The following is a 19,708-nucleotide window of genomic DNA, read 5'->3' as shown; positions in this document are numbered from 1 at the left end:
CCCGGTCGCGGCTGTGGGCTGCGAAATCAGGCGGGCGACACCGCCCTTCATTGCCATTGTGCTTTTTGGCCGCTCTGCTAATAACGCGCCGCACAAGCGAGTCTGATGGCTTATTGGGGCGTCGCCAAGTGGTAAGGCATCGGTTTTTGGTACCGACATTCCCAGGTTCGAATCCTGGCGCCCCAGCCAAACTTCGGTTGCACGTGAGATCAGTGTTCCTTCTGACCGCTCACCGAGGCAGATAAACCTTTTCCATCGACATGCGTTGTTCATTCTCCCGGCCAGTCGTGCCGACAAGATCGAGTTACATCGATCGCAGCCCGTGGAGAGGTCATTTCGATGTATTTCATGGCATTGGCCACTGACTATGACGGCACGCTGGCGCATGACGGGATCGTTTCCAAGCGGACGCTCTCGGCGCTGGACCAACTGAAGAAGACCGGCCGCAAGCTCATTTTGGTCACGGGGCGCGAATTGCCCGACCTCAAGCAGGTTTTTCCGGAGGTCGGCATCTTCGACAAGGTGGTCGCGGAAAACGGCGCGCTGATCTACACGCCGGCCAGCGAAGAGGAGCGCGCGATTTCGCCGTCGCCCTCGCCCGACCTCGTCACCAGGCTCAAGAAACGCGGCGTGAAGCCGCTCTCGGTCGGACGCTCGATCGTTGCAACCTGGGAACCCCATCAGGCAACTGTGCTCGACGTCATCAAGAAGCTGGGGCTGGAGCTGGAAATCATCTTCAACAAAGGTGCCGTGATGGTGCTGCCTACCGGCGTCAACAAGGCGACCGGACTGGCCGCCGCGCTTGGGGATCTGCGGCTGTCGCCGCACAATGTGGTTGCCGTCGGCGACGCCGAGAACGATCACGCTTTCCTGCGGGCCTCTGGCTGCAGCGTGGCCGTCGACAATGCCTTGCCGGCGGTGAAGGATACCGCCGATCTGGTGACCCGCGGCGCGCGCGGCAAGGGCGTCGAGGAACTGATCGGCAAGATGATCAAGCTCGATTATCAGCTCGTCCGGAAGCGCTCCCGCGGCGTACTGCTGGGGATCTCAGGGGGCCGGAAGGTCTATCTGTCGCCAACGGACACGGTTCTGCTCGCCGGAAGCTCGGGCATCGGCAAATCCACCTTGGCCACGGCGCTGACGGAACGCCTGGTCGAAAACGGGCTGCAGTTCTGCATCTTCGACCCTGAGGGCGACTATGACGGACTGCAGGGCGCGGTGCCGCTCGGCGACAGTTCGACCGCGCCGAGCAAGGAACAGTTGCTGGACCTGATCGAGAAGCCCGATACCAATGTCGTGGTCAAGGGGCTGGCGCTACGGGTCCATGAGCGGCCCGACTTCTTTGCAGAGTTGCTCCCCGGCCTTGGCGGTTTTCGTTACCGCACGGCTAGACCCCACTGGCTGATCATCGACGAGGCGCACCACCTTCTGCCCAAGCGGCGTGACGACACGCGAGCGGTGCTATCCCTTGAATTGCCGGGCACGATCCTGATCACGGTGCATCCGGAGGCGATCTCGACGGACGCCCTGCGCCTTGTGACGGCGGTGATTGCGCTCGGCCCGCAGGCAAAAAGCGTCATCAAGACATTTTGCAAAGAGACCGGATTGGAGCCGCCCAAAGACTTCGCCTCGCCGAAAGGCGAGCGCGTCCTGCTGTGGTGGCCGCATACGAACAAGAAGCCCATTACGGTCAAGGCGAACGAGCCCAGCCAATCGCTGAAGCGGCACAGCCGCAAATATGCTGAAGGCCAACTCGACGAAGCCGGCAGCTTCTATTTCAGAGGTCCCGACAATGCCATGAACCTCAGGGCACACAATCTGATCATCTTTGCCCAGATGGCAGAAGGCATAGATGACAAGACCTGGGAGCATCATCTGCGCGCGGGCGACTATTCCGAGTGGTTCCGCCACCAGATCAGGGACAAGGATCTCGCCCGCGAAACGGCCTCGGCAGAGAAGGACAAGACCCTGTCGGCGGAGGAAAGCCGCAAGCTTGTGCTCGATGCCGTGCGCCGCCGCTATACGGCTCCCGCCACCGCTCCGGAAAAGTAGGGACGCGGATCAGCTCGCCTCGCGCATCGCCTCGGCGGCCTGCAGGTCGACCGACACCAGCTGGCTGACGCCCTGCTCGGCCATGGTGACGCCGAACAGCCGGTCCATGCGCGCCATGGTGATCGGGTTGTGGGTGATGATGACGAAGCGCGTTTCGGTGGTCTTGGCCATCTCGTCCATGAGGTTGCAGAAGCGCTCGACATTGTGGTCGTCGAGCGGCGCGTCGACTTCGTCGAGCACGCAGATCGGCGCCGGATTGGTCAGGAACACGGCGAAGATCAGCGACATCGCCGTCAAGGCCTGCTCGCCGCCTGACAGCAGCGTCATGGTCTGCGGCTTCTTGCCGGGCGGGCGGGCGAGGATTTCGAGGCCGGCCTCGAGCGGATCCTCAGATTCGATCAGCTGCAATTCAGCCGTGCCGCCGCCGAACAGATGCGAGAACAGCCGCTGGAAATGGCCGTTGACCACCTCGAAGGCGGCAAGCAGCCGTTCGCGTCCCTCCCGGTTCAGGCTCTGGATCGCTTGCCGCAGCTTGCGGATGGCCTCGATGATGTCCTCGCGCTCGGAGACGATGGTCTCCAGCCGGTCTGACAGTTCCTTCTGCTCTTCCTCGGCGCGCAGATTGACGGCGCCAAGCCGTTCGCGCTCGATCTTCAGCCGGTCGAGCTGGCGCTCGATCTCGGCCATTTCGGGCATTGGGCTGTCAACTTCCAGTCCGGTGTGGCGGATGACCAGATGCGGCGGCGTGTTCAGCGTTTCCTGGATGCGCGCCTCGACCTCCAGCCGCCGCTCGTCGGCCGCCGTCAGCCGCTCCTCGGCGCGGACGCGGGTCTCGCGCGACTCGGCCAGCGACTGGATCGCCGCCGTTGCGGCCTTGTCCAGTTCGGCCTGCTTGTTCTCCGCCTCCTGCAAGCGATCGCCCGCCGCCTGGCGAAGGCTTTCGGCCTCGGCGAGCTGCGACAGCAGCGCGCGCCGCTTGGCGTCGATCTCGTCGGGCGCGTCGGCCAGCCGCTCGCGCTCTGCCTCTGCCTCGGCCTTGCGCTCGCCAAGGGCGGCGATCTGGGTCGACGCGTTCTCGGCCCGCTCCAGCCAGTTGCGGCGTTCAGCACCAATGGCTTCCAGGCGGCGCGTCCGCGCCTCGGCCTCGCGCCTCAGTCCCTCATGGACAGCGCGCGCATCGGCGAGCGTCGCGCGGTCGCGAGAAACATTGGCCGAGGATTGTTCGAGCTGCAGCTGCAGGTCGCCGAGATCGGGGGCGCTTTGCAGCAGCATTTCGGCCTCGACGAAGGCGGCCGCCGTCTCTTCATGGCTGTCGACAACGCGGGCGCGCGCCTCGTCGAGGGCGGCGCGCCGGCTCACCAGTTCGCCGCCGGCCTTTTCGGCCTCGGCCAGCGCGTTGCGGGCGGCGTCCAGCCCGTGCTGTGCATCGCGGCCGGCCTGGCGGGCGTTGCGCTCGGCCTCGCTTGCCTGGCGAAGCGCCTGCTCGGCCTGGGCAAGTGCTGCTTCGGCCTCGCGCAGGACGAGGGTTGCCTGGACCGCTTCGGCGTCGAGTTCGGCCAGCCGGTTCTTTTGGGCCAGCCGCTGCGCGGCCGCGGTCGGCGCGTCGGCGCTGGCGGTCAGCCCGTCCCAGCGCCACAGCGCGCCCTCGCGGCTGACCAGCCGCTGTCCCGAAGCCAGCAAGACCTGTAATCGCCGACCGTCGGCGGCATCGACAATGCCGATCTGCGCCATGCGGCGGGCAAGCTGCGCCGGGGCGCGAACCACGCTGGCAAGGCTCCTGATACCTTCCGGCAGCGCGGCATCGCCGGGCTGGATCGCGCTTTCACCCCAATGCACAGGGGCGCTGCGGTCGAGCGGCACGTCGAGATCCTCGCCAAGTGCTGCACCCAGCGCCGTCTCATAGCCGCGCTCGACGCTGAGTTGTTCGAGAACGGAGGGGAAGAGATCGCCACTGGCGGCATTCAAAATCTTGGCCAGCGTGCGCGCCTCGGTCTCGATGCGCGCCAGCTCGGCCTTGGCATCCTGCAACGGCGGGCGGGCGCCACTTTCGGCCGCGCGCGCCTCGGCGACCGCCTGTTCGGCCGCAATCGCATTGGCCTCGGCCTCTTCCAGCAGCGCCTGGGCGTCCTCGACCAGAAGCCGCTTCTCGCCCGGATCGGGCAGGCCAGCGACCTTGGAAACAATCTCTGACAGTTCGCGGTCGACTTCGGCAAGCTGGCGGGCAAAGCGGTCGCGGCGCTCTGCGGTCTCGCGCAAGGTGCGCTCGATCTGGTTGCGCGAGGCGGCCGCTTCCGCGCGTTCGGCGGTCAGTGCGGCAAGCTTCGCTTCGCTCTGCGAGAGCGTCGCTGCCGCCTGTTCGAAGGCGGCGCGAGTGGTGGCCTCGCGCTCGGCCGCACCGGCATTCTCGGAATTGAGCGTAGCCTCCTCGGCGCGCAGGCGCTCGAGGATGTCGGCATTGTCGCGCACCATCCGCTCCTCGCGGGCGATGTCGCCGTCAAGCTGCTGCAGCCGGCGCTCGAGTTCGGCCTGGCGGGCACGGATACGGCCCGCCTCCTCCTCGATCTGCGTCTTGGCGATCGACAGGCGCTGGAAGGCGGCGGCGGCGGCAGCTTCCGCGTCGCGCAGATCCGGCAGCCTGTGGGCGCCGATGCCCTGCTCCCTTGCGGCCGCCATCTGGGCGGCGGCGCGGTCGCCGACCAGTGTCGTGGCAACCGCCAGCGCAGAACGCGCCTCGCCTTCCTGGGTCTTGGCCAGCGTCCAGCGCAGATGCAGCAGCGTCGCCTCGGCCTTGCGGATGTCGGCCGACAGGTTCTTGAAGCGCGAGGCCTGGCGCGCCTGGCGCTTCAGGCTTTCGATCTGGCTTTCCAGTTCGCCGACAACGTCGTCCAGCCGTTCCAGGTTCTGTTCGGCCGCCTTGAGCCGAAGCTCGGCCTCGTGGCGGCGTGTGTGCAGACCGGAAATGCCCGCCGCTTCTTCGAGCAGCGCGCGGCGCGCCTGGGGCTTGGCCTGGATCAGTTCGCCGATGCGGCCCTGCCCGACCATCGAGGGCGAGCGCGCGCCGGTCGACTGGTCGGCGAACAAAAGCTGCACGTCCTTGGCGCGGGCTTCCTTGCCGTTGATACGGTAGAGCGAGCCAGCCTCGCGCTCGATGCGGCGCGATACCTGCAGTTCATCGGCATCGTTGAAGGCCGAAGGCGCGCTGCGGTCGCTGTTGTCGAGGAAAAGCGTGACTTCGGCGGTGTTGCGGGCCGGACGCGTTCCCGAGCCGGAAAAGATCACGTCGTCCATGCCGGACGCGCGCATGTTCTTGTAGGAGCTTTCGCCCATCACCCAGCGCAGCGCCTCGACGAGGTTCGACTTGCCGCAGCCGTTCGGCCCGACAATGCCGGTCAGGCCGCGTTCGATGACGAACTCGCCGGGTTCGACGAAGGATTTGAAACCGAGAAGGCGAAGGCGCGAAAACTTCATTCGCGCCGCCCAACAAGCTGGTTCGGCAAAAGTGTTCCGCGGTTGAACCCGCGACAAGGCAAAGGCGTGCGCACGCCGAAGCGCAGCCGCTTCGGCGCTGCCTGGACGTCAGAGCAGAGGGTCGAGGATGGCCGACATTTCCTCAATCGACATCGCCCCTTTGTAGGTCTTTCCATTGATAAAGAAGGTCGGCGTCGAGTCGACCTTGAATTCATCGGCGCCGCGCTTCTGGACCGCTCTCACATCGTCCAGAAGTTTCTGGTCCGTCAAGCAGGCCTCGAAAGACTCCTGTGTAAAACCGGCGAGCTTCGAGATTTGCAGCAATGCGTCCTTGGTGTTGTTGACGCCAACCCAGTTGGCCTGCTGCTTGAACAGCACGTCCACCATCGGGAAATAGTTGTCCTTGGCGCAGCGCGCCAACATGAAACCGGCCTCGGCGCTCGGATCGAACGGAAATTCGCGCAGAATGTAGCGGGCCTTGCCGGTGTCGATGTATTTCGTCTTCAACTCGGGGAAGGTCGTCTCGTTGAAATGCGCGCAATGCGGGCAGGTCATCGAGGCGTATTCAACGATGGTGACCTTGGCGTCGTCCTTGCCGAGCTGCTTGTCGGGCAGCGCGCCGGGCTTCAGCAGTTCGGCCATGTCGACCGTGCCTTGCGCTTCCGGCACCTTGACGGCGGCAGGTGTGGCTGGTGTCGCAGGGGTGGCGGGAGCGGCACGCTTCACATTCGCCGCCTTGGCCTCCTCGTCCGAGTCGCTGCAGGCGGCGAGCAGAACCACAGCCGGAACGGCAGCCAGCGAAGACAAGAGGTTTCTGCGGGACAAGCTTTGGCTAAACGGGGAACGGTTCATGCGAATCACCTGACAATGTTGGATTTTGCAATGCAAAGGCTAGAAAAGGCGAGAGTTGGCGCGAATTAAGGCATCGCCGTCCCCATTCCAATCGCCAAACACTATATGCATGATCACGAATGCGCGAGATAGATGACGCGTTTATGACCCCCGCGGTTTCCTTTCGCCAAGAATAGTGGCGCCGAGCCGCTCCAGCGAGGCGCGCAAGCCATCGTCCTCGATCTTGCCGACAGTCTCGGACAATTTGGCCTTCTCGGCTGATGTCAGCGGCCTGAGAGCCGGTTTCGGCCGGGCCTTTTCGGCCAGCACCGGCTTCTGCAGGATCTTGATGCGGCCTATTGCCGTGAAACCCAGGAAAGCATTGACGCGGTTGATGACCTCGCCGGCCTCGTGCTGCAAATGGAGCGCGGCCATGCCCTCGCAGGCGACGACCAGAACCGCCGGCTCGAATGGATCGTCCTCATGCAGGCGGCGCGGCCACTGGATCTTCTCGGGGCGCGAGCGGCCGGCAAGCCGGGGTCCGGCGATTTCCTCCCACGACTGGACCAGCCCGATCGAGATGCCGGCGCGCTTGCGCAGCACCGGATCGAGGATCTCGGTCGCGAGATCGCTCACCGGAACGGGATTGCCGAAGGGCTTTTTCCCTGCCATGTGCGTTCTCCAGTCACGATCTTCACCAGATATCGGCCAAGCCGGCACTCGATCAATGGCACCGCTAGACCAGACCCGCAAGACCGATATCGGCGAAGCCGGATCCGATACCGCGTCCCGCCTGCTCGCCTGGTACGACGCGCATCACCGCGAATTGCCGTGGCGTATCGCTCCGCGCGCGTTGGCGTCCGGCACAAGACCCGACCCCTATCGCGTCTGGCTTTCAGAGGTGATGCTGCAGCAAACCACGGTCGAGGCGGTCAAAGCCTATTTTCGCGCTTTCGTCGAGAAATGGCCTGATGTCGAGGCGCTGGCCGCTGCGCCGACCGAGGACGTGATGAAAGCGTGGGCCGGGCTCGGCTACTACTCACGTGCGAGAAACCTCAAGGCCTGCGCCGATCTCGTTGCGCGCCGAGGCGGCAGCTTTCCGGAGAGCGAAGCCGCCCTCAGGGAACTGCCGGGGATCGGCGCCTACACGGCGGCGGCGATCGCGGCGATCGCCTTCGACCGGCCGGCGGCCGTCGTCGACGGCAATGTCGAGCGGGTCGTCTCCCGGCTGTTTTCGATCGCCACGCCGCTCAGCGAAGCCAAGCCCGAGATCCGCGTACTTGTCGAGCGCATGGTTCCGGACAAAAGGCCGGGCGATTTCGCCCAGGCGATGATGGATCTCGGCGCCACGATCTGCACGCCGCGTAGGCCACGCTGCATGCTGTGCCCGCTGCGCGCGGATTGCAGCGCCATCCTTTCAGGCGACCCCGAACGCTTCCCGGTTCGCCTGCCGAAAGCGGAAAAGCCCTTGCGGCGGGGTGCCGCCTTCGTGGCCGTGCGTGGCGACGGCGCCATCCTGTTGCGCAAACGCGCGGACAAAGGCCTGCTCGGCGGCATGACCGAGGTGCCGACCACGGCCTGGACGGCGCGGGCGGACGGTGCAACCACTGACGCCGCCGCGCCCTTCCCCGCCAATTGGCGGCGTGCCGGACAGATTGCGCATGTCTTCACCCATTTCGCGCTCGAACTGGACGTCTTTCATGCGCAGGCGAGCGGCGACACCCCCGTCGGCCATTTCTGGTCGCTGCCATCGGACATTTCCGGCGAGGCGTTACCGACTGTCATGAAAAAGGCAATCGAGGCTGCGATACCCGGCGCGACGAAAAAGCCGTCGCCACATCCCGCAAAGAGGCCTGCATGACTGAAATCCGCCACATCGTTTTCGACATCGGCAGAGTGCTGATCCACTACGATCCGAATATCCCGTTCAGCCGCCTGATCCCGGATGCCGAAGAGAGAAAGTGGTTTTTCGACAATGTCTGCACCAGCGACTGGAACATCGAGCAGGACCGTGGCCGGACCTGGGAAGAGGCTGAGGCGCTGCTGATCGCCGAGCACCCCGATCACGCTGAAAACATTCGCAATTTCCGCCGCCACTGGCACGACATGGTGCCGCACGCCTATGACGACAGCGTTGCCATCATGGAAAAACTGATCGACACTGGTCACGACGTGACCATGCTTACCAATTTTGCCACCGACACGCTTGCCGAAGCCCGGCAGCGTTTCGACTTTCTCAACCGTCCGCGCGGCGTGACCGTGTCGGGCGACATCCGCGAGATCAAGCCGGACCGCGCCATCTACGACCATCACGTCGCTGCGTTCGGCCTCGAGCCCGAAGCTACGCTGTTCATCGACGACAGCCAGAAGAATGTCGACGGCGCCAAGGATGCCGGCTGGCAAGCGGTGCTGTTCACCGACGCCGAAACGCTCAAGGCGGACCTCGAGCGTCTTGGTATCAAGGTGAGCTGAATCAGGCCCCTGCCCGCTCCATGCCGAGGCGGGCGATGCGGCGAAGCTCGTCGATCGGGGTCAGGCCCCCGCTGCGCTCATAGTGCCAGAAGGTCCAGCCGTTGCAGGCGTCCAATCCCTGCACCTCGGCGCCGATCTTATGGATCGAGCCGGCGCTGTTGCCGATGGCCACGGTGCCGTCCGCGCGCACCTTGGCCGCCCAGCGCTTCTTGGCGTCATAAAGCGTGGCGCCGGGCAGCATAAGACCGGTGTCGATCAGGCTGACAAATGCAACGCGCGGCTCGGCCCGCTTGCCGGTCAGCACGGTGAGATCCTCGCCGTCCAGCGGCCGGACGGCATCGATGCGCTCGTTGGCGGCATCGATATAGGCCTGCTCGCGCTCGATGCCGACGAAATGGCGGCCGAGGCGTTTTGCCACCGCGCCGGTGGTGCCGGAGCCGAAGAAGGGATCGAGCACGATGTCGCCGGGCTTGGTCGAAGCCATCATGATGCGGGCAAGCAGCGCTTCCGGCTTCTGCGTCGGATGCAATTTGTCGCCGTTCTCGTTCTTCAGCCGCTCGCCGCCGGTGCAGATCGGAAACAGCCAGTCTGAGCGCATCTGAATGTCGTCGTTGGATGCCTTCAGCGCCTCGTAGTTGAAGGTGTAGCCCTTGCCCTTCTGGTCGCGCGAGGCCCAGATCATCGTCTCATGCGCGTTCTGGAAGCGACGACCGCGGAAGTTCGGCATCGGGTTGGTCTTGCGCCAGACGACGTCGTTGAGAATCCAGAAGCCGAGATCCTGCATCCGAGCGCCGACCCTGAAGATGTTGTGATAGGAGCCGATGACCCAGATGGTGCCGTTCGGCTTCAGCACACGCCGCGCCGCCAGCAGCCAGGCGCGGGTGAAGGCGTCGTAGGCTTCGAAGCTCTCGAACTGGTCCCAATCGTCGTCGACCGCGTCGACCTTGGACTGGTCGGGCCGGTGCAGGTCGCCATCGAGCTGAAGGTTGTAGGGCGGATCGGCGAAGATGACGTCGATCGACTTTTCGGGAAGCCGGTCGAGTGCCGCGACGCAGTCGCCCTTCAGGATCGTGTCCAGCCATTCGGATTGCTGGGGAGCGTGGGAAAGCTCGTCGAGAAGACGCACGGCTGACATTGTTACACCCAAGGCACGCGTTACTGTTTTACTCTCCGTTATGGTTACCGATCAGCGTAAATATTCGGTGAAGGGCGGAACCGGTTCGGCCGCCCAGGTCCGGTCAGTTTGCGAAGCCCGGCCTGTTGGTGTATGCCGCGCCGCCTGAGCCCCGTCGGGCCGCCCACCATTCTTCCCTTGTTCGGATTGCCATGCCCCAGCCAGATCTTGTCATATTCGATTGCGACGGCGTGCTCGTCGATTCCGGAATCATCGCCGCGCGCATCGAAGCCGAGCTTTTGACCTCGGCCGGCTATGAGATATCGCCGGAGGAACTTGCCGAGACCTATGCCGGGCTGACCTTCAAAGACATCATGATGCGGGTCGAGGAGAAGTCCGCCATCCCGTTCCAGGTCTCGCTGATCGACCGCGCCGAAGAGCTGGTCGACCGCAAATTGCGCAGCGATGTGCGCGCCATCGAAGGCGTACGCGAGGCGGTCGCGGCGGTGGCCGTGCCGCGCTGCATTTGCTCCAACTCACGCTCCGAGCGGATCGAGTTCATGCTGGAGAAAGTGCATCTTCTGCCGTTCTTCGCCGGCCGCATCTTCTCGGCGATGGAAACACCGACCGGGAAAACCAAGCCGGCCCCCGACGTGTTCCTGTTTGCCGCCGAAAAGCTCAACGCAAAGCCGGAAAACACCTTCGTCATCGAGGATTCCGTGCACGGCGTCGCCGGTGCCAGGGCGACCGGCATGCGCGTCATCGGCTTCACCGGAGCCGGGCACAGCTATCCCGGCCATGCCGACGCGCTGACAGAGGCCGGCGCGGAAACCGTCATCCGCCGCTGGGCGGAGCTGAAAAGCGTGATTGCGGCGCTGTCGGAATGGTCGGCGGACGCCTGAGGGTCCGTTTCTGACGGCGTTTTCTGCGCTTCCGGTGCTCACGTAGTTGAATGTACGCTCCGCTCCGGTTCTCGAAACCACCGCCATATGACTCGCAGGCGCGAGTTCGAAACGAACCCTGCTCTCGCCTAGTTCGTCGCGGGGGCGGCTCTCTTCCTCTTGCCCTTCGGCTTGCCCGTCGCGGCTTTCGGGGCGGCCTCGTCATAGCCGGCAAAGGCCTGGTAGTCCTGCGCTGTCGGCTCCGGCACCACGACGTTCTGGTCGGTGAAGACAAACTGCGTTGCGGCCGAGGGGTCGGTGACCTGGACCTGATAGGGATGGATCTGCGAATAGAGCACTTCGGTGCCATGCATCACCGCGACGCGGATCGGCATGGTGATCGTGCCCGGCGCGAACATCGGTCCTGGCACCACCTTGCCGGCGACGGCGATCTTCATCGACAGCTGGCCGTTGGCGTTGCTGCAGTCACGGGTGACGTCGGTGATCGAGGCCTGGTAGATGACCTTGGCGGGATCGCGATCGGGATCGACGATGGTGCCGTCCGGCGCCGGCTGGGCGGAAGCCGCGGCATCCTGAGCGGCGTCGGTCTTCTTCCTGGGCTTGGCGGAGCCCTTGGCATAGGTGCTGAAGAAGGCCGTGCCGTCGCGCAACGTCACCTTCGGGCAGTAGGCCCGCAACTGGCTGGCGAGCACCTTCGGATCCTGCGGCGGTGGTGGCGCCTGAGTGTCCTTCTTGCCGAAACCGAGGTTGAGAACGCCATTGTCGCTCGATTGGCAGCCGACGGCGGCAAGCATAAAGCCGGTGAGCGCCAGACCCGCGACAAAGCGGTTGTTGAACGAATAAAACGCCATGAAACTGCACTTCCCTCTCGCAAAGCTGGTGACGTATATCAACCGCGCGGCAAAAATGCGACTGATCCGGCTCGGAAAATTAACCACCTTGCGGTGAATGAAACGCCCGGCAGCAACGGAATGTGACGATGCAATATGTGAGTACCCGCGGGGATGCGCCCGTGCTTGGATTTTCCGACGCGGTGCTGGCCGGGCTGGCGCGCGACGGCGGGCTCTACGTGCCGCGAGAATGGCCACAATTTTCGGCATCCGATATCCGCGCCATGCGCGGCCTTGCCTATCCCGACCTCGCCATCCGCGTGCTGTCGCCGTTCCTCGGCGGCGAAATCGCAGCGCCAGTGTTCGACCGGCTGGTGCGCGAAGCCTATGCGACCTTCCGCCACGAGGCCGTCTGTCCGCTGGTGCAGACCGGCGCCAATAGCTTCGTGCTGGAGCTCTTCCACGGCCCGACGCTGGCCTTCAAGGACGTGGCGATGCAGCTGCTGGCCCGGCTGATGGACCATGTCCTGGCCGAGCGCGACCAGCGTGCAACAATCGTCGGCGCCACGTCCGGCGACACGGGCGGGGCGGCAATAGATGCTTTTGCCGGGCGCAATCGCACCGACATCTTCATTCTTTTCCCGCACGGCAAGGTTTCGCCGGTGCAGCAGCGGCAGATGACGACGTCGACCGCCGCCAATGTCCACGCGCTGGCCCTTGAAGGCAATTTCGACGACTGCCAGGGCCTGGTGAAGGACATGTTCAACGACCACGGCTTTCGCGACCGGGTGTCGCTGTCGGGTGTCAATTCGATCAACTGGGCCCGCATCATGGCCCAGATCGTCTATTATTTCTCCTCAGCGCTGTCGCTCGGCGCGCCGGACAGGCCAGTGTCCTTCACCGTGCCGACCGGCAATTTCGGCGACATCTTCGCCGGCTATGCGGCCAAGAAAATGGGCCTGCCGATCGAGCGGTTGATCATCGCCACCAACGACAACGACATATTGGCGCGCACGCTTGCGAGCGGCGAATACCGCACCAAGGGCGTCTTCGCCACCACCTCGCCGTCGATGGACATCCAGGTGTCGTCGAACTTCGAGCGCCTGCTGTTCGAGGCGGCAGGCCGCGATGCCGCGACAGTGCGTCGCTACATGAACGGGCTCAAGCAGTCCGGCGCCTTCACCATCGAGGCCGGCGAAATCGCCAGAATCAGAGCCGAATTCGATGCCGGCCGCTCCGGTGTCGACGAGGTCGCCGCCACCATCCGCTCAACGCTCGAAGCCAGCAATTATCTGCTCGACCCACACACCGCCGCGGCCATGCATGTTGCCGCCGACAAGGCCACAGGCGCCGTCCCGATGGTGGTGCTGGGTACCGCCCATCCGGCCAAGTTCCCGGCCGCCGTCGAAGCGGCCTGCGGCGTGTCGCCGGCCCTGCCCGCATGGCTAGGCTCCTTGATGTCAGCCGACGAAAAATACACGGTACTTCCATCCGACCTGAAAATGGTGGAAGATTATGTTACACGCCACACGCGGGCGGCGCGTTAGGGAGTACTAGCCATATGGGTGTTGAGGTAAGCCGTCTGTCGAACGGCCTGACAGTCGCAACCGAAACCCTTCCAAGCCTCGAATCCGTTGCCCTTGGTGCCTGGGTCAAGTCAGGCGCCCGCAATGAGCGCGAAGAAGAGCACGGAATGGCCCATTTGCTTGAGCATATGGCCTTCAAGGGCACGAAAAGGCGCACTGCCTTCGAAATCGCCTCTGAAATCGAGAATGTCGGCGGCGAGATCAATGCCGCCACCAGCGTCGAGACCACCTCCTATTACGCCAGGGTGCTCTCCGACGACGTGCCGCTGGCGGTCGATATCCTCGCCGACATCCTGCAGGAATCCGAATTCGACCCCGAGGAGTTGGAGCGCGAGCAGCACGTGATCCTGCAGGAGATTGGCGCCGCGCACGACACGCCCGACGACATCGTCTTCGACCGTTTCACCGAAACCGCCTTCCGCCACCAGACGATCGGCCGCTCCATCCTCGGCACGCCGGAGACGGTCAAGTCCTTCACCTCCAAGCAGCTGCACAATTTCATCGAGCGGCAATACGGCGCCGAGCGCATGGTGGTCGTGGCCGCCGGCGACATCAAGCACGACAATTTCGTGCGCGAAGTCGAGAAGCATCTGGGCGGCTTCCGCGCCAAGGCCGAGAGCAACATTCCGCAATATGCGCAATATGTCGGCGGCGACTTCCGCGAGGACCGCGACCTGATGGACGCGCAGATCGTGCTCGGCTTCGAGGGCCGCGCCTATCACGTGCGCGACTTCTACGCCTCGCAGGTGCTGTCGATGATCCTCGGCGGCGGCATGTCGTCCCGGCTGTTCCAGGAAGTCCGCGAAAAGCGCGGCCTGTGCTACTCGGTCTATGCTTTCCACTGGGGCTTTTCCGACACCGGCATCTTCGGCGTCCATGCCGCGACCGGGCAGAGCGACATCGCCAAGCTGGTGCCCGTCATCATCGACGAGTTGCAGAAGGCCGGCGAAAACATCCTGCAGGAAGAGCTCGACCGGGCCCGGGCGCAGTACCGCGCGGGGCTGATCATGTCGGCCGAAAGCCCGGCCAGCCGCGCCTCGCAGATCGCCAGGCAACTGCTCCTGTTCGGCCGGCCGATCGCCAAGGAAGAACTGATGGAGCGGCTGTCGGCGCTGACCATCGAGCGGCTGACCGACCTGTCGGCGCGGCTGTTTTCGACCAAGCCGACGCTCACCGCCGTCGGCCCCGTGGGTACGCTTGCGCCTTATGAGGCGATCCTCGATTCGCTTTCGGGCACGCAGACGACGGCCCGCAAGCTCGCCGTCTAAGACCTCCCAAGCGCCATGTTCGCGCTCCCTTTCTTTCGCCGCGATCTGCCGGCACTGAAGGGTGACCGGATCACGCTGCGCGTGCCGCTGACCAACGACTACCGTGAATGGTCGGCGCTACGCGGCGAAAGCCGCGCCTTCCTGGAGCCGTGGGAGCCGCGCTGGACGCCGGACGAGCTTGACCGCACGGCATGGCGGCTGCGCATCAGCCGCTACCGCGAGGACTATGCGCAAGGCACGGCCATAGCCTTCTTCATCTTCGAGAAGGCGAGCGGCAAGCTTGCCGGCGGCATCACGCTCGGCAACATCCGCCACGGCGTCGCGCAAAGCGGCCATATCGGCTACTGGATCGGCGAGCGCTATGGCGGCCGCGGCCTGATGACCGAAGCGGTCAAGCTGGTGTCGCAATTCGCCTTCGATACGCTGAGGTTGCACCGGATCGAGGCTGCCTGTATTCCCGACAACGCCCGGTCGATCCGCGTGCTTGAAAAAGCCGGATTCCGGCGCGAAGGACTTCTGCGATCCTATCTAAGGATCAATGGCATCTGGCAGGACCACTACCTCTACGCCCGGATCGCGGACGATCCGCCGGGCGCTGGAACGAAGGGCTGATTTTTGACGAATTTCCTGCGAATCGGCTCGTTGTTCGCGCTCCTACTGGCGATGATCGTGACGCTTTGCGCGGCGTCTTCGGCCTTCGCCGTCGAGCCGATCAAGATCGCCCGCGACGACGTGGCGCTCGACCTGTCCGGGGCCGTCGAAATCTACCGGAACCAGGGCGAAAATTTCCAGGTCTCGACCGCACCTGGCCCCGACGGCATCGTCAGGCGCATCGAGGTCGAGGCCAATGATGCGCGCTCGACCGGCGACTGGGCGGTGTTCGCGCTGGCCAACACCACCGACCAGCAGCTCGACCGGCTGATCGTAGCGCCGCATTTTCGGCTGGTGAATTCGGGCATCTTCTGGCCGGATCTCGGCTCGACCCGCATCGCCGCCATCACGCCCAGCGAAGGCTTCGCGCTCGACCGCCAGACCAGCCCCGACGCCGACGTGTTCAGGGTGACGCTGAACCCCGGCACGGTGATCACCTTCATCGCCGAACTGGCCTCGCCGAAACTGCCGCAGGTCTATCTGTGGGACCCGGAATCCTACAAGGACTCGGTCAATTCCTACACGCTGTTTCGCGGCATCGTCATCGGCATCGCCGGCTTGCTGGCGCTGTTCCTGACCATCCTTTTCGTCGTCAAGGGAACCTCGATGTTCCCGGCGACCGCGGCGCTGGCCTGGGCGGTGCTTGCCTATATCTGCGTCGATTTCGGCTTCCTCAACAAGGTCATCGAGATATCGCCAGGCAATGAGCAAATGTGGCGGGCCGGCACGGAGGTGGCGCTTGCGGCAACCTTCGTGGTGTTCCTGTTCGCCTATCTCAACCTCAACCGATGGCATGGCCATTTCAGCTACGGCGCGCTGGTCTGGATCCTCGGACTGGTGCTGATCGCGGGCGTCGCCATCATCGATCCGGCGGTCGCCGCCGGCATCGCCCGACTGTCCTTCGCCGCCACCGCGGTGACCGGGCTCGGCCTGATCATCTTCCTCGGCATACGCGGCTACGACCGCGCCATCATGCTGGTGCCCAGTTGGGTGATGGTGCTGTTGTGGCTATGCGGGTCGTGGATGGCGATCACCGGCATGCTCGACAATGACATCGCCCAGCCGGCGCTTGGCGGTGGCCTGATCCTCATCATCCTGCTGATCGGCTTCACCGTCATGCAGCATGCCTTTGCCGGCGGCGCGCTGCATCAGGGGCTGTTCTCCGATCTCGAACGGCAGGCGCTGGCCGTCGCCGGATCGGGCGATATCGTGTGGGACTGGGACGTGCTGCGCGACCGCGTGGTGACCAAGCCCGATGTCAGCGTGCAGCTTGGCCTGGCGCCCAACAGCCTCGGCGGCGCCGCGCGCAACTGGCTGCCGGTGTTGCATGCCGACGACCGCGACACGTTCCGCACCACGCTAGACGTGGTGCTGGAACACCGGCGTGGCCGGGTCTCGCAGAATTTCCGCCTGCGCGGGGCCGACGGGCATTATCACTGGTTTTCGCTACGCGCCCGGCCGGTGATCGGATCGGACGGCGAAGTGATCCGTTGCGTCGGCACCATGGTCGACGTGACCGAGCAGAAGAAGTCCGAGGAAAGGCTGCTGCACGACGCCGTGCACGACAATCTGACCGGCCTGCCGAACCGCGAATTGTACATGAACCGGCTGGAGGCGATCATCTCGATCGCCCGCACCGAGGAGAAGGTGCGTCCGACCGTCTTCGTCATCGACATCGACCGCTTCAAGCAGGTCAACGACGGGCTGGGCATCTCGGCTGGCGACACCATCCTGCTGACCATCGCGCGCCGGCTGCACCGGCTGCTGAAGCCAAAGGATTCGCTGTCGCGCTTTGCCGGCGACCAGTTCGCGCTGATGCTTTTGTCGGAGCAGGACCCGGCCCGCATCGCCGCCGTTGCGGACGCCATCAAGCATGCGATCAACAACCCGATCACCTTCGCCAAGCGCGAGATCGTGCTCACCGCTTCGATCGGGCTGATCACCTGGACCACGGCGCAGACCTCGGCCGAGGACATGGTCAAGGACGCCGAGCTTGCCATGCACCAGGCCAAGCGCTTCGGCGGCGACAGGATCGAGCCGTTCCGGCCCGCCTTCCGCACCGTCGGCACCGACCGGCTGCAGTTCGAATCGGACCTGCGCCGCGCCATCGAACGGCGCGAATTCACGCTCGCCTACCAGCCGATCGTACGGCTGGAGGACGGCAGCATTGCCGGCTTCGAGGCGCTGTTGCGCTGGGACCATCCGCGCCGCGGCATGATCCCGCCGGGGGATTTCATCCCGGTCGCCGAAAACTGCGGCTTGATCGTGCAGCTTGGCCTGTTCGCCATGCAGCAGGCGGCCGAGGACCTGGCGACCTGGCAAAAACAGATCGGCGACACGCCGCTGTCGGTTTCGGTCAATCTGTCCAGCCGTCAGCTGATCCGCCGCGACCTGGTCAGCGATGTCCGCTCGGTCATCGCGCGGGCCAATCTGAAGCCGCGTTGCTTCCGCCTCGAACTCACCGAATCGCTGGTGATGGACAATCCCGAGCAGACAACCCACGTGCTGAACAAGCTGAAGCAGCTCGGCATCGGCCTGTCGCTGGACGATTTCGGCACCGGCTATTCGTCACTGGCCTATCTGACGCGCTTCCCCTTCGACACCATCAAGATCGACAAGAGCTTCGTCGACGATACGACGCCGAAGCGCGCGGTGCTGCTGAAATCCATGGTCAACATGGCGCATGAGCTCGGCCTGTCGGTGGTCGCCGAAGGCATCTCAGACGAAAGCGATGCGCTGGAGCTGCGCCAGATGGGCTGCGAATATGTCCAGAGCTTCATGTTCGGCGCGCCGATGCCAGGCGACCAAGTGCTGAAGACGCTGAAGGAACAGTACCCGCTGACGCAGGCGTGAGAGCCTGTTTCGAAACAGGCTCTGAGGTGAGGTCAGGCGTGACCGGCGGCCAGGCTGAGATGCGCCAGATCGATGCCGATCGCGGCGAGGATGCGGTCGTATTTGCGCTCGATGTCGGCGTCGAACAGAAGCTCGGGGCTGGCCGGGCAGGTCAGCCATCCGTTCTCGGCGATCTCGCTTTCCAGCTGGCCTGCACCCCAGCCCGAATAGCCGAGCGCCATCAGCGCGCGGCGAGGCCCGCGGCCCGACGAAATGGCGCGCAATATGTCGACGGTCGCGGTCAGGCAGATGTCGTCGGAGACGCTGAGCGACGATTCAACCCGGTAGTCGCCGGAATGCAGGACAAAGCCGCGGCTGCGATCCACCGGCCCGCCGTTGCGGACGACGAAGTCGCGTGCCTGCGCCGGGAGGCGAATCGCCTCCTGCTCGTTCATGATACCAAGCTGAACCAGAAGGTCCGGAAACAGCATCTGCTGCGTCTGGTTGATGATGAGGCCCATCGCGCCCTCGTCGCTGTGGGCGCAAACGTAGATGACGGAGCGCGTGAAACGGTCGTCCTTCATGCCGGGCATGGCAATCAGGAACTGGTCGTCGAGAAAGCCGCGTCCAGCAGCCGTCTTCTTGTGGCGCAACAAGTCCATGACGTGAGGGTAACGCGTTTCCGGGGCGCCGAAAAGATGCGCCTCGCGCGATTTGAGGTCGGCCGCCCGTGCCCGGAGCAGATGAACTCGCGGATCGCGCATCGTCGGGCTGAAACTCCAACTCCAACAACCCTAGCTGCGATGTCACGCAAATATGATACCGAATGGGTCATGAGATCATTGCGCTGCCACGAACGGACGATCAAATCACGGCCATGCAAAGCTTGAAAATCCTGCTCGCCAGCGCCGCTGTCGTCTTGGGAACGGGCCTTCCGGCCTTGGCTTCCTCCTCGGTCTGGTACAACAGCGAGGGCGGCAAGGTACGGCTTGTGACCAGCGGCAAGCCCGACGAAGCCGGGCGTATCCAGGGCGTGCTCGACATTGCGCTCAAGCCCGGCTGGAAAACCTATTGGCGCGATCCTGGCGACGCCGGCGTGCCACCGCAGATCGACATCTCGGCCAGCACCAACATTTCCGACGCGCGGTTTTCGTTTCCGCCGCCGCAACGTCACGACGACGGTTACGGCAAATGGGCCGGCTACGACCATCCGGTCTCGCTGCCGATTACCTTCACGCTGTCGGCGCCGGATCAGTCGGCGGTCATAGACGCCAACATTTTCCTCGGCATTTGCGAGACGATCTGCATTCCGGTCCAGACAAGGCTGAGCGTCGATCCCGGGGCCGATCCGGACAATGCCAAGGACGCCGCACAGGTGAAGGCAGCGTTTGCGACCCTGCCGGCTGCTCCACGGCCCGATTTCGGCATCAACGTACTGCCCGGCGACCACGAGACACTGATCGTCGAGGCGAGCTTTCCAGGCGACCCCGAAGCCGCCGACTTCTTCGTCGCCGGCGAACGGGACTATATGTTCGGCGCTCCGGTTCGCAGCGAAAAAGACGGCAAGCTGTTGTTCACGGTGCCGATCCTCGACAGGCCGTCGACGACACCGACCGATGGCGGACTCTACTACACGCTGACAAGTGCCGAAGGTGCGGTCGAGGGCGTGCTGCCTTTCCCGTGACGGCAGCGACGGGGAGGC

15 protein-coding genes and 1 tRNA gene are annotated in these 19,708 nt (G+C 64.4%); 10 read left to right on the top strand and 6 right to left on the bottom strand.

The annotated features are described in order from the left end of the window. Positions 1-114: 114 nt before the first annotated feature. Together D3227_RS11885 and D3227_RS11880 are read left to right on the top strand one after the other, a co-directional pair. Positions 115-189, top strand: a tRNA-Gln gene (locus D3227_RS11885). A 150-nt stretch (positions 190-339) separates the two neighbouring features. After that, a complete protein-coding gene (locus tag D3227_RS11880) occupies positions 340-2,052 on the top strand; it encodes an HAD family hydrolase (protein ID WP_120014281.1) in 1,713 nt (570 codons plus the stop codon). Between the two features lie 9 nt (positions 2,053-2,061). On the opposite strand, the gene smc is transcribed toward D3227_RS11880, so the two are convergent. The 3 genes from smc to D3227_RS11865 all read right to left on the bottom strand — a co-directional run bounded on the left by smc (position 2,062) and on the right by D3227_RS11865 (position 7,023). Then, a complete protein-coding gene (gene smc, locus D3227_RS11875) occupies positions 2,062-5,520 on the bottom strand; it encodes a chromosome segregation protein SMC (protein WP_120014280.1) in 3,459 nt (1,152 codons plus the stop codon). A 108-nt stretch (positions 5,521-5,628) separates the two neighbouring features. Continuing rightward, positions 5,629-6,372, bottom strand: a complete 744-nt coding sequence (locus D3227_RS11870) for a DsbA family protein (RefSeq protein ID WP_120014279.1) — start codon at positions 6,370-6,372, stop codon at positions 5,629-5,631. 141 nt (positions 6,373-6,513) lie between these two features. Continuing rightward, on the bottom strand, positions 6,514-7,023 hold the full coding sequence (locus D3227_RS11865; protein WP_120014278.1) for a DUF721 domain-containing protein: 510 nt from the start codon (positions 7,021-7,023) through the stop codon (positions 6,514-6,516). A 55-nt stretch (positions 7,024-7,078) separates the two neighbouring features. Here D3227_RS11865 and mutY point away from each other — a divergent pair, with 55 nt between their 5' ends. Together mutY and D3227_RS11855 are read left to right on the top strand one after the other, a co-directional pair. Further along, positions 7,079-8,212, top strand: coding sequence for an A/G-specific adenine glycosylase (gene mutY / locus D3227_RS11860; RefSeq protein WP_120014277.1), 1,134 nt, complete (start codon positions 7,079-7,081; stop codon positions 8,210-8,212). After that, on the top strand, positions 8,209-8,823 hold the full coding sequence (locus D3227_RS11855) for an HAD family hydrolase (RefSeq protein WP_120014276.1): 615 nt from the start codon (positions 8,209-8,211) through the stop codon (positions 8,821-8,823). The genes mutY and D3227_RS11855 overlap by 4 nt, the downstream gene beginning before the upstream one ends. 1 nt (position 8,824) lies before the next feature. On the opposite strand, the gene D3227_RS11850 is transcribed toward D3227_RS11855, so the two are convergent. Next, positions 8,825-9,958: a site-specific DNA-methyltransferase gene (locus D3227_RS11850; RefSeq protein ID WP_120014275.1), complete on the bottom strand. Its 1,134-nt coding sequence runs from the start codon at positions 9,956-9,958 to the stop codon at positions 8,825-8,827. A gap of 191 nt (positions 9,959-10,149) precedes the next feature. Here D3227_RS11850 and D3227_RS11845 point away from each other — a divergent pair, with 191 nt between their 5' ends. Further along, positions 10,150-10,839, top strand: coding sequence for an HAD family hydrolase (locus D3227_RS11845; protein WP_120014274.1), 690 nt, complete (start codon positions 10,150-10,152; stop codon positions 10,837-10,839). 128 nt (positions 10,840-10,967) lie between these two features. Here the strand turns inward: D3227_RS11845 and D3227_RS11840 are convergent, their stop codons facing one another. Next, positions 10,968-11,690 carry a hypothetical protein gene (locus D3227_RS11840; protein ID WP_120014273.1) on the bottom strand — a complete coding sequence of 241 codons (723 nt, stop codon included), beginning with the start codon at positions 11,688-11,690 and terminating at the stop codon, positions 10,968-10,970. Positions 11,691-11,818: 128 nt separating this feature from the next. Between D3227_RS11840 and thrC the strand changes: the two genes are divergently transcribed. The 4 genes from thrC to D3227_RS11820 are packed head-to-tail and all read left to right on the top strand — an operon-like array spanning position 11,819 to position 18,027. Beyond that, a complete protein-coding gene (thrC, locus tag D3227_RS11835; RefSeq protein ID WP_120014272.1) occupies positions 11,819-13,216 on the top strand; it encodes a threonine synthase in 1,398 nt (465 codons plus the stop codon). Between the two features lie 14 nt (positions 13,217-13,230). After that, positions 13,231-14,523, top strand: a complete 1,293-nt coding sequence (locus D3227_RS11830; RefSeq protein ID WP_120014271.1) for a M16 family metallopeptidase — start codon at positions 13,231-13,233, stop codon at positions 14,521-14,523. A gap of 15 nt (positions 14,524-14,538) precedes the next feature. Further along, complete coding sequence (locus D3227_RS11825; protein WP_120014270.1) at positions 14,539-15,135, top strand: GNAT family N-acetyltransferase; 597 nt, start codon at positions 14,539-14,541, stop codon at positions 15,133-15,135. A gap of 3 nt (positions 15,136-15,138) precedes the next feature. Further along, positions 15,139-18,027 (top strand): EAL domain-containing protein, encoded by a 2,889-nt coding sequence (locus tag D3227_RS11820; RefSeq protein WP_120014269.1) that lies wholly within the window; start codon positions 15,139-15,141, stop codon positions 18,025-18,027. Between the two features lie 32 nt (positions 18,028-18,059). On the opposite strand, the gene D3227_RS11815 is transcribed toward D3227_RS11820, so the two are convergent. Next, positions 18,060-18,668: a YqgE/AlgH family protein gene (locus tag D3227_RS11815; protein WP_120014334.1), complete on the bottom strand. Its 609-nt coding sequence runs from the start codon at positions 18,666-18,668 to the stop codon at positions 18,060-18,062. Between the two features lie 215 nt (positions 18,669-18,883). On the opposite strand from D3227_RS11815, the gene D3227_RS11810 reads away from it, so the two are divergent. Beyond that, entirely contained in the window at positions 18,884-19,690 is an 807-nt protein-coding gene (locus D3227_RS11810; RefSeq protein WP_120014333.1) for a protein-disulfide reductase DsbD domain-containing protein, read from the top strand. Positions 19,691-19,708 lie beyond the last annotated feature (18 nt).

The sequence above is a fragment of the Mesorhizobium waimense genome, from assembly GCF_003601975.1.
GTDB lineage: Bacteria > Pseudomonadota > Alphaproteobacteria > Rhizobiales > Rhizobiaceae > Mesorhizobium > Mesorhizobium waimense.
Note: the sequence above shows the minus strand (reverse complement) of the source record. Positions and strands in the feature narration are given on the sequence as shown.

Bases quoted from the DNA above. Each gene is read 5' to 3' on its own strand.
- D3227_RS11880 (WP_120014281.1), top strand. From the start codon at position 340: ATGTATTTCATGGCATTGGCCACTGACTATGACGGCACGCTGGCGCAT.
- smc (WP_120014280.1), bottom strand. From the start codon at position 5,520: ATGAAGTTTTCGCGCCTTCGCCTTCTCGGTTTCAAATCCTTCGTCGAA.
- D3227_RS11870 (WP_120014279.1), bottom strand. From the start codon at position 6,372: ATGAACCGTTCCCCGTTTAGCCAAAGCTTGTCCCGCAGAAACCTCTTG.
- D3227_RS11865 (WP_120014278.1), bottom strand. From the start codon at position 7,023: ATGGCAGGGAAAAAGCCCTTCGGCAATCCCGTTCCGGTGAGCGATCTC.
- mutY (WP_120014277.1), top strand. From the start codon at position 7,079: ATGGCACCGCTAGACCAGACCCGCAAGACCGATATCGGCGAAGCCGGA.
- D3227_RS11855 (WP_120014276.1), top strand. From the start codon at position 8,209: ATGACTGAAATCCGCCACATCGTTTTCGACATCGGCAGAGTGCTGATC.
- D3227_RS11850 (WP_120014275.1), bottom strand. From the start codon at position 9,958: ATGTCAGCCGTGCGTCTTCTCGACGAGCTTTCCCACGCTCCCCAGCAA.
- D3227_RS11845 (WP_120014274.1), top strand. From the start codon at position 10,150: ATGCCCCAGCCAGATCTTGTCATATTCGATTGCGACGGCGTGCTCGTC.
- D3227_RS11840 (WP_120014273.1), bottom strand. From the start codon at position 11,690: ATGGCGTTTTATTCGTTCAACAACCGCTTTGTCGCGGGTCTGGCGCTC.
- thrC (WP_120014272.1), top strand. From the start codon at position 11,819: ATGCAATATGTGAGTACCCGCGGGGATGCGCCCGTGCTTGGATTTTCC.
- D3227_RS11830 (WP_120014271.1), top strand. From the start codon at position 13,231: ATGGGTGTTGAGGTAAGCCGTCTGTCGAACGGCCTGACAGTCGCAACC.
- D3227_RS11825 (WP_120014270.1), top strand. From the start codon at position 14,539: ATGTTCGCGCTCCCTTTCTTTCGCCGCGATCTGCCGGCACTGAAGGGT.
- D3227_RS11815 (WP_120014334.1), bottom strand. From the start codon at position 18,668: ATGGACTTGTTGCGCCACAAGAAGACGGCTGCTGGACGCGGCTTTCTC.
- D3227_RS11810 (WP_120014333.1), top strand. From the start codon at position 18,884: ATGCAAAGCTTGAAAATCCTGCTCGCCAGCGCCGCTGTCGTCTTGGGA.